Here is a 14,355-nt window from a genome sequence, read left to right as displayed (position 1 = left end):
TTCCGGAGCGCAGGACAACGGCGTCAAATGGGGCGAAAGAACGTCGATGAGGCAACCCATGGCTGCGAACTCCTGGGCTAGCGGACTCAAGCCGTCCGTTCCGTCCTTCCCAGTAGGTCACATTATCGGTCCCGTCAGGCAAGGGGAACCATACGGTCTCGGTCGCTACCGTTGGGTCCGGCCATGGCTCCAACAGCCCGGCGCGCTTGTGGCTAACCAGGCTTGGATGAAGCCGATATTCGTCCGTCTCCACAAAAACTACAACGGCGGGGTGCCGCTTCCCATGGAAGCCGCACCCCGCCGTCGGGCCCGTTAAGCCGCCCCTTGGAGGCGGAGAGAAACTATGCCGAGACCAGGTTGTGCCAGTCGGCGACGAGGGGCAGGTTGTGCGCCTCGGAAACCGAGTGGTGAGCCACGTGGCCTCCCGCGATGTTGAGGCCGGCGGCCAGGGCAGGGTCGCGGTCGAATGCGGCCCTGACGCCCAGGTTGGCCAGCGACACTGCGTAGCGCAGGGTGACGTTGGTCAGGGCGTAGGTGGAGGTGTTCGGAACGGCGCCGGGCATGTTGGCGACGCAGTAGAAGATCGTGTTGTGGACCTTGTACGTGGGTTCCTGGTGCGTGGTGGGGTGCGTGTCCTCGAAGCAGCCGCCCTGGTCCACCGCGATGTCCACTAGCACGGAGCCGGCCTTCATGCGGGAAACCAGCTCGTTGGTGACCAGCTTGGGGGCCTTGGCGCCCGGGATCAGCACGGAACCGATGACGAGGTCGGCGTCAACCACTGACTTCTCGATCTCGTACGCGTTGGATGCGACCGTCTTCAGGCGGCCCTGGTAGAGGGCATCCAGTTCGCGGAGGCGGTTGATGTTGATGTCGAGGATGGTGACCTCGGCGCCCAAGCCAAGAGCCATCGCGGCAGCATTGGTACCGGCAACACCGGCGCCGAGGACAACGACCTTGGCCGGACGGACGCCCGGGACGCCACCCAGCAACACGCCCTTGCCACCGGCTGGAGCCATGAGGGAGGAAGCGCCGACGACGACCGACAGGCGGCCTGCGACCTCGGACATCGGTGCCAGCAAGGGCAGAGCGCGGCCGTCCTGGACGGTTTCGTAAGCGATGGCCGTGACGCCGGAGTTGATGAGTTCCTGGGTCAGCTCGGGCTCTGCGGCCAGGTGCAGGTAGGTGAAGAGGATCAGGCCCTTGCGGAAGCGGTGGTACTCGGCGCTGATGGGTTCCTTGACCTTCATGACCATGTCGGCGCGTGCCCAGACGTCGTCGGCTTCGGCCACGATCTCCGCGCCGGCAACCGCGTATTCCTCATCCGTGATACCGGAGCCCAGGCCTGCTCCCCGTTCCACCAGCACGGTGTGGCCGTGGGTGCGGAATTCGTGAACGCCCGCGGCCGTGATGGCAACGCGGAATTCGTTGTTCTTGATCTCTTTGGGGACACCGATGATCATTTTGGGCTCCATCTTCGAAAGGCTTCGACGGCCTTTTTCGCTGCGGGGGACTGTGATTCCAGAATAAATCCGCTGTGAGCCAGGCGACAGCAAAGGCGATCGTCACGGATGCTGGCTTCCCCGGAATTCCGGGGTTTTTACCGCTCGCGGCTCGACATTTGTCGATATTGAGAGCGTCAGGTGTCGCCTGATGTTCGTCCGGCAAAGTAGTGTTTTCTCCATGCAACAAGACGTGGAGAAAATCGTCGAGGATGTCGCACTCAAGTTGGGCCGCGGCCTCTCCCTGGAGGACCTCGACGGCGTGTTGCTCGCCTACAGCTCCAACCAGTCCCACGCCGACCGGGTGCGCGTGAACTTCCTCCTGAGCAAGCGTGTCCCGGTGGACGTCAGTGCCTGGCAGCTCTCGCACGGCATCGCTACCGCAGTGCGTCCCGTCGTCGTGCCCGCCAATGCGGACCTCGGGATGGTGGGGCGCGTCTGCGTCCCGCTGCTGGTGCGCGGATTCCGCGTCGGGTACCTCTGGGTCCAGCAGGATCTTGACGAGCAGACCGCGACGGCGATACTCGCCGAATTGCCGGGCGTCCGGGACGAGTTGGACCTCCTCGCCGGGTTGCTGCTCGATTCCAACACGGCCGAGTCGGAGTTCCGGCGTCGACGTGAGCAGGAATTCCTCGCCGCATGCCAGGGCGAGTCCAACGCGGTGGCCGCCGTGGCGGGATGGAAGGAAATCCAGGGCAGGGGACCATGGCAGCTGGTCACCGTCCTCGACGCGGCGGACAGTGGAGGGGTCTCGGATCCAATCGCGGCGACCCTGACGCACCGTTCCGCCGCGCTGCAGGCTACTATCGGGGTCGATTCCGTGCTATTCAGCGCCGGCACCGAGACTCACTCGGTCCTGTTGTTCCGCGAAACCGGCGGGCGGGCAGAACACGCCCAGGTCCTGGTCCACTATCAGCTGGAACTCGCCAAGCGCGCCGGCCGGAAAGTGGACCGCGTCATTCTGGGCATCAGCGAGCCGTTTTCAGTCATCCGCCAGCTGGGCAGGGCCTACCGGCAGTCGAAGCTCGCGGCCCAGGCTGCCGCCGTCGACCCTCCGCTGGGCGAGCTGGTGGACAGCAGTTCGGCCGGTATCTACCAATTGTTCGAACGGCTTCAGGCGCCCGGTGGCTGGGACGATTCGGGCTCGGCACATTTCCAAGAGGTCGAGGATGCCGATCGAAACGGAGAGCTCCTGCCCGTGCTCGAACTGCTCTACGACAGCGACGGCTCTGTGCAGGACGTGGCCGCGAAGCTCCACTTGCACCGCAGCAGCATCTACAACCGGCTGGCGAGGGTTCGCCAGCTCATCGGCGCCGATCCGCTGAATGGTGCCACCCGGCTCGAACTCCACGCAGCGCTCAAAGCGCGCCGTTGGGCGGGCCGTCCGCGGATTTGACGCCGCTAGGCCCGAAGCCGCCCTGGCCTACTTGTTGAACTGCCTCGACTGAATGCTGCAGCGCCAGCGGTCCGGGCGGTACTGAAGCATCTGCGTACGGTTGCTTTGGCAGCATCGCCCATGCCACTCGACGGCAGGTGTTCGATGCTGTCCCATCCTCATTGCAGGACCCCGGTTGCAGCATCCAAAATCGACCCAAGATCAACGCCTGATTGGGTGGGTTGCGGCGTGGGAGCAGGACTGGGACTGGCCGGGGTCCGTGGCCTCCAAGAACCTGTTGGCGCGGGGGACGGCGTGTCAGTCTGCGTTGGAGTCGGGGCGGGGGTGGTCGGCCCGCCGGGAGCCGGGCTGGGCACAGGGGCAGGCTGGGCCGGAACCGGAACGGAAGGAACGGGCACCGGCGCGAGGCTCGGGGGCAATGCCGACGGGATCGCGGACGGGACCTGGACCGAAATCGATGGTCCCGGGACGCCCGACGGTTGGGCTGGGGCGGGTCCTTGCGGCGAATGTTGGGCGGGGTCCGCGGTGGTCTGGCCGGCCTTGGCGCTTGGGGTAGATGCCGAAGGTGATGCTGCGGCGCTGGGGGAAGCACTCGCCGTCGTGGAAGGGGCGCCGGACGGCGCGGAACCCTGGCTGTCCGTACTGGAAGCATCCTGCGCGCGGGATTCCTGGCCGAAAAAGGGCAGCTCAAGGGCTTGGCCCAGGGACCCGGCGGTCAACAAGATGCCTACGGCGCCTGCAACCACTGCCATGCGGTTGCTCATCGTCCGGATGCTGGCAGCTTTCTTGAGGACGGCGTGCGGTTCGTGGCTGAATGACGAGCCGGTAAACGAGGCCGGGCCGACGCCGGCGCGGGCTGCCGCCGGGAGTGCCGTTGTAGCTGCGCTCTCGGTCTTGGCTGGCTCGGCAGTCGAGGCGGCTGCTGTTGCGGCGGCCGCGGTCGCTGCAGCGATCGTCGCAGGAGCTACCGTCGGAATCGCTGCGGTTTCGTTGGCTTGGGCAGCGCGCTCGCGTTCGGCCGCGCGGGCGGCCGCACGCGTGGTGGGCACCGCCGTCGTCGGGGTTGCCGCGGGGGTGGGCTCCGGCGTCGAACTCAAAGGTTCAGAAGCGGGTGCCGCAACGAACGGTCCGCCGTCTTTGGCCCGACGACGTCCGGTTGGCTTGGTGCTCTCGCTCGGCACTTGGGCACGGCGAGGCTGATCCATGGTTGGGGACATGGTGATTGCCTCTCAACGCCTTCGAGGTTAGCTGTCGGGTTCGGACGAGGCCGTCCGGCCGCGCTTGGCGGCTTCACCCCAAGGGCCTGTGGAGAAATAGGCCCGGAGACTCTGGGTCCCCCGTCTCTGCCGCGGGTCTGGCGGATTCCGGGTTGCGGCAGAGCTCGGCGTCAACCCGGAAGCGGCCCGGTGGGGACTGGGTCGCCCCTCGACGGTACAACAGCCGGCATGCAAAGTCACATTTGGATAACGGGCTGGGTGACCGGTTTTTGTCGGCTCCGCCCCGCGATGAGTCCCGCGACGTCTTCGGCGACGCGCCCGACCCCGCCCACGAAGAACAGCCCCGTTCCACGGCGCCCGGCAGGTGAGCGGCCGGCCGTCCTCGTCCGCGGGAAGGCGCCCCTCGCCTAGCTTTCTACTTGTTGCTTTCCTCTTCTGCTGTGGCGGTCTTCTTCTGGGTTTCCAGCCACGCCATGATGTCCGCGAGCCTGATGCGGCGATGCGTGCCGCGGTATTCGACCGGGATTTCGCCACGGTCGGTCATGTTCCGCAGGTAGGTGTGCGATATTCCCGCGAGCTCAGCCGCCCGCGACGTCGTGAGCATTTCCTCGACGCTGCTGACGGTCACCGCTTCGCCCCGGCCGAGCCTGCCAAGGAGGTCGACGACGGCGTCCCTCGCCTCGTCCGGAAGGCGGTGGACTGTGCCGTCGACGAAGACGGTGATGTCGTTGCTGTCTTGGAGGGAGCGCGCCAGGTTCCGGGCGTCGTCCGCGGTCAAGCCAGGCGTCACGCGGGGAGCTATCAATGCCATGGCAGAAGCCTAGCCGCGCTCGGGGCCGTGCGGTTACGCCGCCGTGTTAGATTCACGCCTATGGTCAACTACCCCGCCAATCCGGATCCCGGCCCCGCCGTGTCCGCGGCAATCGAACTGCTGGTGCGGCAGGGCTACGACGCGACGTCCGTGGACGACCTCGCCGAAGCCGCCGGGATCAGCCGGAGCACGTTTTTCCGCAAGTTCGGTTCCAAAGAGGACATCGTTTTCGCCGATCACGACCGTATTCTCGCGCGGGTCCAGGAGTTCCTATCCGGAACGACGGCGGATCCGTTCCGTGCCGTCGTGGACGCGGCTCTCCTTGTCTTCAACCACCACGTGGGTAGTCGGGAAACTTCCCTGGCGCGTTACGAACTCCTCCATCGAGTGCCGGCCCTCCGTGACCGCGAACTGGTGATGACGCATCGCTATCAGCGGGCTTTTCGGGATCATCTTCTTTCCGCGTTGCCCGAAGGCGAAAGCCGGGAGGCCATGGCTGTGGCCTTTGCTGCTTCGGTGGTCGCGGTGCACAACAGCGTCCTGCGCCAATGGCTGCGGGCGGTTTCTGCCGGAGAACGCGCGGCGGGTGCGGAGCGCGTCGGGAGCGTGCAGCGCGAGGCGCGGGAAGCTGAGGCCCCCGGGTTGGCCGCCCGGCTCGGGCGCGAATTGGGTGCCTTGGCCGATACCTTTGCTCGTGCTTCAGCCGCCGAGACTGGTGGAGGGCCTGTCGGTGCGCCGCCCGCGGCAAGTGGGCGCCCCGCCGTCGTGGTTGCTGTCCTGGATCCGGCAGCGGGCACGGAAGAAATCCTTCAAGCGGTCCGGGATGCCCTGGCTTGATTCTTCCCTCGCTGACATCGAGTTCCTTGACATGAAACTGAGTGTCAGTGCATGCTGGGAGTCGCAGATCGCAGTCCAAAGCGAGGATTCCCCATGACGATGATGTCCGATAGCACTTCCGAGGAACTGGATGCTGGGTTCCCGGCCGGCACCATGGAGCCCGAATATGTCCTGAACGAATCCCTGGACCCGGATCCTGCCTCCGTTTTCAAGGACGTCAGCGGCGAAGACCGCGCTTACTGGAACCGTGCGCGGACTTTTGTGCAGGACGAAGTGCTCCCGGTCATCGCGGGGTACTGGGAGCGCGCTGAGTATCCGCTGCACCTGGTGAAGCGTCTCGGTGAGCTTGACCTCCTGCGCGATGGAATCGACGTCGACGGGTTCCCGGCCATGAGCAAAACCGCCGCCGGACTCGTCACGATGGAACTGAGCCGCGGGGACGGCTCCATCGGCACGGTGGTCGCGGTCCAGGGCGGATTGGCATTGCGGTCCGTGGCCGAATGCGGTTCCCCCGAGCAGCAGGCCCGTTGGCTTCCCGCGCTTTCCCGGGCCGAGGAATACGGCGCCTTCGCCCTGACCGAGCCGGCCCACGGCTCCGACTCTGTGGGACTCGAGGCGACAGCAACGGCCGTCGAGGGCGGCTTTGTGCTCAACGGTGAAAAGAAATGGATCGGCAACGGCTCGATCGGAGGCCTGACCGTCGTCTGGGCCCGTGGTGATGATGGGCAAGTTCACGGATACCTTGTCCCGCAGGATTCGCCCGGATATTCCGCCACGACCATCGACGGCAAGCTCTCACTCCGGGCCATCTGGCAGGCACACATCCGCCTCGAGAATGTCTTCGTCCCGACGGAAAACGTGCTCCCGGGCGCCCGGAGTTTCAAGGACACGGCCCGGGTGCTCCTGGCGACCCGGCTCGGAGTGGCTTGGTCCGCCGTCGGGCATGCCACTGCCTGCTACGAAACGGCGGTGCAGTATGCCGCCCAACGCCGGCAGTTCGGCCGCCCGCTGGCCGCTTCGCAGATTGTGCAGGAGCGCCTTGCCCGCATGCACTCCGAGCTTGCCACCATGCAGCTCATGGTCATGCAGATGACCAGGCTGGACGAGGAGGGCGTGCTGACTCCAGCACAGGCGGCGCTCGCGAAATTCACGTGCACCCGCACTGCCCGCAGCATCGCCTCGAACGCCCGCGATTTGCTCGGTGGCAACGGGATCTTGTTGGCCAACCGCGTGGCCCGGCATTTCGCCGACATCGAGGGCATCCATACCTACGAAGGCACAGAGACGGTTCAAGCGTTGATCATCGGGCGCTCGATCACGGGCATCTCCGCCTTCGCGTAGAGCGGCGTCCCGCACCGCGCCTCCTGAGACGCTCGCTCACCTATATGGCCAAAATCCCAGACGCGCGCTCGGATATGAGCCCAATCGGCGGAACGCCCGCTCAGATCATTACTCCACCACGGCGATCGCGAAGCCGCCCCACGCGCGTTTCTCGCGACCAAGTCCACGCTGTTCGAGGAGAGCCAACCCGTTGGACCGGAGAAGTTCGGCCAGGCGCTCCCGCGAAGGCGGTGTCCTGTCCACGCCGAACCTCAATGGCTCGCCCGCTGCGGTGGCCGCCGCCCGCCCGAATCGCCAATATGGCGTTCTCGATTCAAGGGCCTCGGTTGTGAAGTAGTCGAAGGCGAGCAAGCTCCCCGTGGCGCAACTCGCGACCTTCCGGAGCGTGTCCTCGATCGCGTTCCGGTCGAGGTACATCGTGACACCCTCCCAGAGGAAAAGCGCCGGACGCCCGACGTCGAACCCGGCGTCGACGAGTTTGGCGAGCCAATCATCCTTCTCGAAGTCCGCGGACACGAACGCTACCTTGTGCGTGTCGATTCCTGCCCTGTCGAGTATTTCGCGCTTGACCGCCTGCGTCCTTGCGGCATCTACCTCGAAGGAACTGACGGGCGTGTCCGGCGCGAGGCGGTACGGGCGTGTGTCGAAACCCGCGCCGAGGATGACCAACTGGTCGATCCCGGGAAGGGTGCGGTCTACCGCGTTGTCGAAGAACGTGACCCTCGCCGATGCCTCCGCTTGTGGAGGTATCTCGCCCTCAAAGGGGTAGCGGAACGTCTTCGGGACGAAACCCGTGACGCGGTGCGCGAAGACGGTCGGCCAGAATGCCAAACGCATGCCCAACCAGGGAACGCCGGGAAGCAGGGGCAACAACCGGTTGGCGGCCTGGTCTTCGCGCACGCCGAATTTGTGCATCGCCCACCTCGCGGAGAGCGGGGCCTGCGCACTTGTCGACACGCCAGAAGGTCTCGCAGACAAAAGCTTTCCCACCCAGATCACATAGCCGAGTAGCGACACCGGGAGCAGCGCAATGCTGAGCGCATAGAACGCGACGGCGGGATCGGGCTTGCGCATTTTCGTTCCCTTTCGGCTCATCGACGGTGAGCGGGCGTTCGGCGGGAGGCGCTCATAGGTGAGCGGGCGTTGGAAAAGAGGCCGCCTACTCGGCGTCGAGGTCCGTTTCCAGGAGTGTCACCAGGGAATCGAGGGCAGCGTCGGCGCCGTCGCCCTCCGCGCGAAGCACCACGACGTCGCCCTTGGCCGCGCCGAGCGTCATGAGGGAAAGGATGCTGGCGGCGTCGAGCGCGTCGTCGGCAGCCGAACCGGCCATAGCGATGGTCACTTCAACCGGCGATTCTCCCGCGGCTTCGGCAAAAATTGCCGCGGGGCGGGCGTGCAATCCGGAGCGGCTGGCGATGGTGGCGGTGCGTTCGGGCATGGTTTCTCCTTGTGTTCAGGTAGGACAGTGCAGCCGGGCTCAGAGCCCGAGTTCCTCGAGGATCGGCAGTTTGGCACGGACCCAGGCCTTTGCGTCGAGCGCATCCGGTGCGCTGAGCGCCAGCCGGGCCAGCTCCTGCGCCTGTTCCAACGTCACCGTTTTGAGCACGGTTCCGACGGCGGCAAGCGACCGCGCGGTCATGGACAGCGTGGACACGCCCAGGCCAACAAGCACGACGGCGAGGGCCGGGTCCGCGGCAGCCTCACCGCAGACGCCAACGGGTTTGCCGCTGCCCTCTTCGACCGAGCCAGCCACGGTCAGCTGGACGAGGCGCAGGACGGCGGGCTGCCACGGGGTGTTGAGTTCGGCGAGGGGCCCGAGTTGCCGGTCGGCCGCCATGGCGTACTGCGTGAGGTCATTGGTGCCGAGGGACGCGAAACCCACGTGGCGCAGGACCGACGCCGAGGTCAATGCCGCCGAGGGAACTTCCACCATCACGCCGGGTTTTTTGATGCCCGCGGCATCGCACATCGACGCGAAATGGGCAGCCTCGGCCGCAGTCGAGATCATGGGCGCCATGACCCACACCTCGGCCTCTGTTTCGTCGGCCGCTATGGCGATTGCCTCGAGCTGGCGGTCCAAAACACCGGGTGTGGTGAAGTCGGTGCGGTAACCGCGCACGCCGAGGGCCGGGTTGGGTTCGGTGGCGTCGGTGAGGAAGGGAAGGGGCTTGTCGGCGCCCGCGTCGAGGGTCCGGAGCACCACTTTCTTGCCCGGGAACGCGTCGAATACGCCCCTGTACGCGGCGGCCTGTTCCAGCACGGTCGGTTCGGTGTCGCGTTCCAGGAAGCAGAATTCGGTGCGGAAAAGGCCCACGCCCTGGGAGCCCAGCGCCGCGGCCGCGGCAGCGTCCTTGGCTCCGCCGACGTTGGCGAGGAGGGGCACCAAGTGGCCGTCCGCCGTCGTGCCGTTTCCGTCAAAAGCCGCAAGGGTGGCGGCATTTTCGACCCACGCGAGGGCGGCCGCGCGCTGTTCTTCGCTGGGTTCGAGGGAGAGTGAGCCGGCTGCGCCGTCCACGAAGACTTCGGCGCCGTCAGGAATTTCGTCCACTCCGCGGGCCGCGACGACTGCGGGCAAGCCGAGCGAGCGCGCGATGATCGCGGTGTGGGACTGCGGTCCGCCGCCCGAGGTGACCAGTGCAGTCACGACGGCGGGGTCCAGCGTTGCGGTGTCGGCGGGTGCGAGGTCTTCGGCCACCAGGATGAACGGAGTGTCCGACGCCGGGATCCCCGGGGCGGGGACTCCGCGGAGTTCGGCGACGATCCGCGCGCGGACGTCCAGGACGTCGGTGGCGCGTTCGGCCATGTATCCGCCCAGGTTGTGGAGCATTTCGGAGACGGAGGCTCCGGCTTCCCAGATGGCGCGTTCGGCGGAGCTGCCGTTGTTGTTGATGAGCTTGGTGGCCGACTTCAGGAGCATGGTGTCCTTGGCCATGAGCGCCGTGGCTTCGAGCACCGCCTTGCCGTCGCCGCTGGCCTTGTCAGCCCGTGCTTTGAGCTCGTCGTGGACCGATTGGGCCGCCGCTTTCAGGCCAGCGACGGCGTCTTCCGCAGTGGTGGATGCGGCTAGCTGTTCGCCCGACGGCGGTTCGCTGACTGGTTTGGGCATCTGACGGATAGTGCCAATGACGCGGCCCGGGCTAACGCCTACTCCTTGGAAATTCTGCACTGAAATCCTCTGTTCCTGCTCTCGGATCGGACCCACCGGCTGCGGCGCCTCGGGGTCCGAAAAAATCTCCTGTGACTCACTTCATATAGCGTTGCTATAGGTGCTAGGGTAGCGGCTATGAGTTTCGATGACCAGCTTCCGCCCAAAACTCGGCTGCTCCGTGCAGCTGCCGAGTTGCTGGCGAATTCGGACGGGTCACCGGTCTCTACGCGCCAAATCACCAAACTTGCCGGCGTCACGGCGCCCACGCTTTACCACCACTTCGGCGACAAGGAGGGGCTGTTCGATGCCGTCGTTTCAGCCGGCTTCGAGGAGTACGTGGCGGGAGAGCGGGACTTCGCACCCTCTGGGGAACCCCTGGAGGACGTCCGCCGGATGTGGGACAACCACGTCCAGTTCGGACTTACCCAACCGCACCTTTACCTGGTGATGTTCGGCAACATCCGTCCGGAAAGCAGGCCGGCCATCGTGGCTGATGCCGAGTCGCTTCTGGAGGAGATGCTGAGCAAGGCGGCCATTGCCGGGCAGATCAACGTACCCCCGCGCGAGGCGGCCAGGAGCATCCTGGCGGCCAACGTCGGCGTCACGCTCATGCTCATTGCAGAGCCTTTGGAAGACCGGAACCTCGAACTTTCCACCATGACCCGGGATTCCATGATTTTCGCCGTGTCCACGGAAATTGCCCGTGGCGCCGCAGCAGACGACTCCGGCAAGTCGTCCGTTGTTGTTGCGGCAATCGCGCTGAATGCGGCACTCCAAGCCTCGCATTCAGACCAGCTATCCAGTTCGGAACTGAAGCTCTTCCTTGAATGGCTTCACCGTATCTCCAGCAGCTCCTAGAGCTGTCCTCCTTCGATAGATATCGACTGATCCCGCACTGATGCGGGGCTCACGTTAGGAATTCACACAATGGCAACAGCGTCAGTTGCGAAACCGCGCACCAGCGTGCGCGTTGGTGTCCAAAAGTTCGGAACGTTCCTATCGGGCATGATCATGCCCAACATCGGGGCCTTTATTGCATGGGGCATCATCACGGCCCTGTTCATCCCGGCAGGCTTCTTGCCCAATGCGGACCTGGCCAAACTCGTGGGCCCCATGATCACGTACCTGTTGCCGCTCTTGATTGGCTACACGGGCGGCCGGGCCGTTCACGGCATCCGCGGCGGCGTGGTGGGAGCCGTCGCCACCATGGGTGTGATTGTGGGTACGGATATCCCGATGTTCATCGGCGCCATGCTCATGGGCCCGCTCACGGCCTGGATCATGAAGAAGCTCGACAAGGTATGGGAAGGCCGGGTCAAGCCGGGCTTCGAGATGCTGATCGACAACTTCTCGGCAGGCATCGTCGGTGCCGCCCTGGCCATCTTCGGCATGCTGGTGATCGGTCCGGTAGTGAAGGCCTTCAGCGACGGTGCGAGCAACGTCGTCGAATTCCTGGTCCACAACGGACTCCTGCCGTTGACCAGCATCTTCATCGAACCCGCCAAGGTCCTTTTCCTCAACAACGCCGTCAACCACGGCATCCTCACTCCGCTCGGCACGGAACAAGCACTGCAAAACGGCAAGTCCATCCTGTTTCTGCTTGAGGCCAACCCCGGCCCGGGCGTCGGCGTCCTGCTCGCGTACATGATCTTCGGCAAGGGCCTGGCACGCGCTTCTGCTCCTGGCGCTGCGCTTATCCAGTTTGTCGGCGGCATCCACGAGATCTACTTCCCGTACATCCTCATGAAGCCGATCCTGATCCTCGCCACGATCGCAGGCGGCATGACCGGTATCTTCACCTTGGTGGTCACCGGTGCGGGCTTGCGCTCACCTGCAGCCCCGGGCAGCATCCTCGCGGTCTTTGCCGCAACAGCGAAAGACAGCTACTTCGGTGTGGCGCTCTCCGTCCTCCTCGCAGCCACGGTATCTTTCCTGATCGCCTCGGTGATCCTGCGGACCAGCAAGACCACCGATGTGGACGCGTTGGGCCAGGCAACGTCCAGGATGGAAGAGCTCAAGGGCAAGAAGAGTTCCGTTTCCTCCGCCCTCCTGGGCGCCGGTGGCGGTACCGCCGTCCTGACCCGTCCTATCCAGAACATCGTGTTCGCGTGCGACGCCGGCATGGGCTCCAGCGCCATGGGGGCCTCGGTCCTGCGCAACAAGATCAAGGCAGCCGGGTTCCCGGACGTCAAGGTCACTAATTCGGCCATTGCCAACCTCAGCGACACGTATGACGTCGTGGTCACGCACCAGGACCTGACAGAACGCGCCCGGCCGGTCACCTCCAGTGCCGTGCACGTCTCCGTGGACAACTTCATGAACAGTCCCCGGTACGAGGAGATCGTGGAACTGGTCAAGAGCAGCAACGCTGAGCCCGGGACTGAAGATTCGACGGCGGTTGCCGAACCGGCCGCCGGTGCCCACGCCGCCCAGCCTGCCGCCGCCGAGGGCAAAGATGTCCTGCTCCCCCAAAGCGTGATCCTCAATGGTTCCGCGACGGACCGTGACTCGGCCATCGACGAAGCCGGCAAGCTCCTGCTGGACCGCGGCTCCGTGGACATGGGCTACATTCACGCGATGCACGAGCGCGAGGAATCCGTGTCCACGTACATGGGCAGCTTCCTGGCCATCCCGCACGGCACCAATGCTGCCAAGGACCACATCCTGCACTCCGGTGTGTCGATCGTCCGCTACCCCGAGGGCATCGACTGGGGCGGCAAGCAGGTCAAGTTCGTCGTCGGCGTCGCCGGCATCAACAACGAGCACCTCCACATCCTGTCCTCCATCGCCAAGATCTTCACGGACAAGGCGCAAGTGGCCCAGCTCGAGCAGGCCACGTCGGTGCAGGAAGTGCTGGATCTGTTCGGAAAGGTCAACGCATAGTGAAGGCAGTCCATTTCGGGGCAGGGAACATCGGACGCGGATTCGTCGGCTTGCTGCTGCACGAGGCCGGATATGAGGTGGTCTTCGCCGATGTCGCGGAGGCCTTGATCAGCCAGCTCGCCTCCGCATCCTCCTATGAGGTCCACGAGGTCGGCGAGAACGCCGCCGTCAAGACCGTGTCCGGTTTCCGGGCCCTGAATTCGGGCACCGAAGAGGCTGCCGTCGTCGCGGAAATCGCGACGGCGGACCTCGTCACCACTGCAGTGGGGCCCCACATCCTCAAGTTCGTGGCACCGGTGATCGCGCGGGGCGTCGCCGGCCGCTCGCCGTTGTTGGCTCCGCTCCAGGTCATGGCCTGCGAGAACGCGATCAACGCCACGGACCTCCTGCACTCCGAAGTGGAAGCCGCGTGGGACGGTGCCGCCGGTGACCTTTCCTCCGCTGCTGTGTTTGCGAACACGGCGGTGGACAGGATTGTCCCCAACCAAGCGCCGGGCCAAGGCCTGGACGTGACTGTGGAGACCTTCTACGAGTGGGTGATCGACCGCACGCCCTTCGCCGGGGAGGCGCCGGTGATCCCGGGCGCGACCTTCGTGGACGAACTCGCTCCGTATATCGAACGGAAGCTGTTCACGGTCAACACGGGACATGCCTCGGCAGCGTACTTCGGCTATAGCGCCGGCTTGGAGAAGATCTCCGACGCCATGGCCGACGCCACCGTGGCCGCCCGGGTGCGGGCCGTGTTGGAGGAGACCAAGCAGCTTCTCGTGGCCAAACATGAGTTCGTCGAAGCAGAGCAGGAAGCGTACGTGCAGAAGATCCTGTCCCGCTTCACCAACCCGTACTTGCCGGACACGGTGAACCGGGTGGGCCGTGCTCCGCTCCGGAAGTTGGGCCGGCACGAACGGTTCATCGGGCCGGCCGCGGAACTCGCGGAGCGCGGAGTCACGCCGGTTGCCCTCCTCGATGCGATGGCCGCAGCCCTGCGTTTCGACGACGGCGCCGACGACGAAGCCGTGGAACTCTCCCGGATGCTTTCCGAGATGGACGCCGCCGAGGCGGTCGAGCGCATTACCGACCTGCCGCCGTCGCATCCGTTGTTCCCGCAGGTGCTGAAGCTGATCGAAGACCGCAAGGCCGAGTCCTAGGCTTTTCCCGGACGCTCGCTCACCCTCCTTCACATGAATGATGTGAAGGAGGGTTTCGGGTTTTGCCGTTATATG

At 65.3% G+C, this 14,355-nt stretch carries 12 protein-coding genes and 1 riboswitch; of the genes, 7 read left to right on the top strand and 5 right to left on the bottom strand.

Annotated features, from left to right (window positions below; genetic code table 11):
• Positions 1 to 341: 341 nt before the first annotated feature.
• Positions 342 to 1,460, bottom strand: coding sequence for an alanine dehydrogenase (gene ald, locus OIT41_RS18985; RefSeq protein WP_241709724.1), 1,119 nt, complete (start codon positions 1,458 to 1,460; stop codon positions 342 to 344).
• A gap of 220 nt (positions 1,461 to 1,680) precedes the next feature.
• Between ald and OIT41_RS18980 the strand changes: the two genes are divergently transcribed.
• Entirely contained in the window at positions 1,681 to 2,895 is a 1,215-nt protein-coding gene (locus OIT41_RS18980) for a PucR family transcriptional regulator (protein WP_241709723.1), read from the top strand.
• A 228-nt stretch (positions 2,896 to 3,123) separates the two neighbouring features.
• Entirely contained in the window at positions 3,124 to 4,095 is a 972-nt protein-coding gene (locus OIT41_RS18975; RefSeq protein ID WP_241709722.1) for a hypothetical protein, read from the top strand.
• A 19-nt stretch (positions 4,096 to 4,114) separates the two neighbouring features.
• Positions 4,115 to 4,265: riboswitch (cyclic di-AMP (ydaO/yuaA leader) on the bottom strand.
• A 262-nt stretch (positions 4,266 to 4,527) separates the two neighbouring features.
• Here the strand turns inward: OIT41_RS18975 and OIT41_RS18970 are convergent.
• The gene (locus OIT41_RS18970) at positions 4,528 to 4,923 is read right to left on the bottom strand and encodes a helix-turn-helix domain-containing protein (protein ID WP_241709721.1); all 396 of its coding nucleotides are present in this window, start codon (positions 4,921 to 4,923) and stop codon (positions 4,528 to 4,530) included.
• 60 nt (positions 4,924 to 4,983) lie between these two features.
• On the opposite strand from OIT41_RS18970, the gene OIT41_RS18965 reads away from it, so the two are divergent.
• Together OIT41_RS18965 and OIT41_RS18960 are read left to right on the top strand one after the other, a co-directional pair.
• Entirely contained in the window at positions 4,984 to 5,760 is a 777-nt protein-coding gene (locus tag OIT41_RS18965) for a TetR/AcrR family transcriptional regulator (RefSeq protein WP_241709720.1), read from the top strand.
• 99 nt (positions 5,761 to 5,859) lie between these two features.
• Positions 5,860 to 7,101 (top strand): acyl-CoA dehydrogenase family protein, encoded by a 1,242-nt coding sequence (locus OIT41_RS18960; RefSeq protein WP_372489685.1) that lies wholly within the window; start codon positions 5,860 to 5,862, stop codon positions 7,099 to 7,101.
• A gap of 108 nt (positions 7,102 to 7,209) precedes the next feature.
• Here the strand turns inward: OIT41_RS18960 and OIT41_RS18955 are convergent, their stop codons facing one another.
• From OIT41_RS18955 to ptsP, 3 genes are all read right to left on the bottom strand, one after another.
• Positions 7,210 to 8,175 carry a class I SAM-dependent methyltransferase gene (locus tag OIT41_RS18955; RefSeq protein WP_264637089.1) on the bottom strand — a complete coding sequence of 322 codons (966 nt, stop codon included), beginning with the start codon at positions 8,173 to 8,175 and terminating at the stop codon, positions 7,210 to 7,212.
• Between the two features lie 85 nt (positions 8,176 to 8,260).
• A complete protein-coding gene (locus OIT41_RS18950) occupies positions 8,261 to 8,539 on the bottom strand; it encodes an HPr family phosphocarrier protein (protein ID WP_264637088.1) in 279 nt (92 codons plus the stop codon).
• A gap of 39 nt (positions 8,540 to 8,578) precedes the next feature.
• Positions 8,579 to 10,267, bottom strand: a complete 1,689-nt coding sequence (gene ptsP, locus OIT41_RS18945) for a phosphoenolpyruvate--protein phosphotransferase (RefSeq protein ID WP_264637087.1) — start codon at positions 10,265 to 10,267, stop codon at positions 8,579 to 8,581.
• A gap of 117 nt (positions 10,268 to 10,384) precedes the next feature.
• Between ptsP and OIT41_RS18940 the strand changes: the two genes are divergently transcribed.
• The 3 genes from OIT41_RS18940 to OIT41_RS18930 all read left to right on the top strand — a co-directional run bounded on the left by OIT41_RS18940 (position 10,385) and on the right by OIT41_RS18930 (position 14,280).
• Positions 10,385 to 11,107 (top strand): TetR/AcrR family transcriptional regulator, encoded by a 723-nt coding sequence (locus tag OIT41_RS18940; protein ID WP_241709717.1) that lies wholly within the window; start codon positions 10,385 to 10,387, stop codon positions 11,105 to 11,107.
• A 69-nt stretch (positions 11,108 to 11,176) separates the two neighbouring features.
• Positions 11,177 to 13,132, top strand: a complete 1,956-nt coding sequence (locus tag OIT41_RS18935) for a PTS mannitol transporter subunit IICBA (RefSeq protein ID WP_241709716.1) — start codon at positions 11,177 to 11,179, stop codon at positions 13,130 to 13,132.
• The gene (locus OIT41_RS18930) at positions 13,132 to 14,280 is read left to right on the top strand and encodes a mannitol-1-phosphate 5-dehydrogenase (protein WP_241709715.1); all 1,149 of its coding nucleotides are present in this window, start codon (positions 13,132 to 13,134) and stop codon (positions 14,278 to 14,280) included. Before OIT41_RS18935 ends, OIT41_RS18930 begins: the two co-directional genes overlap by 1 nt.
• Positions 14,281 to 14,355 lie beyond the last annotated feature (75 nt).

Source organism: Arthrobacter sp. YA7-1 (assembly GCF_025960325.1).
In the GTDB taxonomy this organism is placed as follows: domain Bacteria; phylum Actinomycetota; class Actinomycetes; order Actinomycetales; family Micrococcaceae; genus Arthrobacter; species Arthrobacter bambusae_A.
Note: the sequence above shows the minus strand (reverse complement) of the source record. Positions and strands in the feature narration are given on the sequence as shown.

Excerpts from the sequence above, each read along its gene's own strand:
- ald (WP_241709724.1), bottom strand. The coding sequence starts at position 1,460 with ATGATCATCGGTGTCCCCAAAGAGATCAAGAACAACGAATTCCGCGTT.
- OIT41_RS18980 (WP_241709723.1), top strand. The coding sequence starts at position 1,681 with ATGCAACAAGACGTGGAGAAAATCGTCGAGGATGTCGCACTCAAGTTG.
- OIT41_RS18970 (WP_241709721.1), bottom strand. The coding sequence starts at position 4,923 with ATGGCATTGATAGCTCCCCGCGTGACGCCTGGCTTGACCGCGGACGAC.
- OIT41_RS18965 (WP_241709720.1), top strand. The coding sequence starts at position 4,984 with ATGGTCAACTACCCCGCCAATCCGGATCCCGGCCCCGCCGTGTCCGCG.
- OIT41_RS18960 (WP_372489685.1), top strand. The coding sequence starts at position 5,860 with ATGATGTCCGATAGCACTTCCGAGGAACTGGATGCTGGGTTCCCGGCC.
- OIT41_RS18955 (WP_264637089.1), bottom strand. The coding sequence starts at position 8,175 with ATGCGCAAGCCCGATCCCGCCGTCGCGTTCTATGCGCTCAGCATTGCG.
- OIT41_RS18950 (WP_264637088.1), bottom strand. The coding sequence starts at position 8,539 with ATGCCCGAACGCACCGCCACCATCGCCAGCCGCTCCGGATTGCACGCC.
- OIT41_RS18940 (WP_241709717.1), top strand. The coding sequence starts at position 10,385 with ATGAGTTTCGATGACCAGCTTCCGCCCAAAACTCGGCTGCTCCGTGCA.
- OIT41_RS18935 (WP_241709716.1), top strand. The coding sequence starts at position 11,177 with ATGGCAACAGCGTCAGTTGCGAAACCGCGCACCAGCGTGCGCGTTGGT.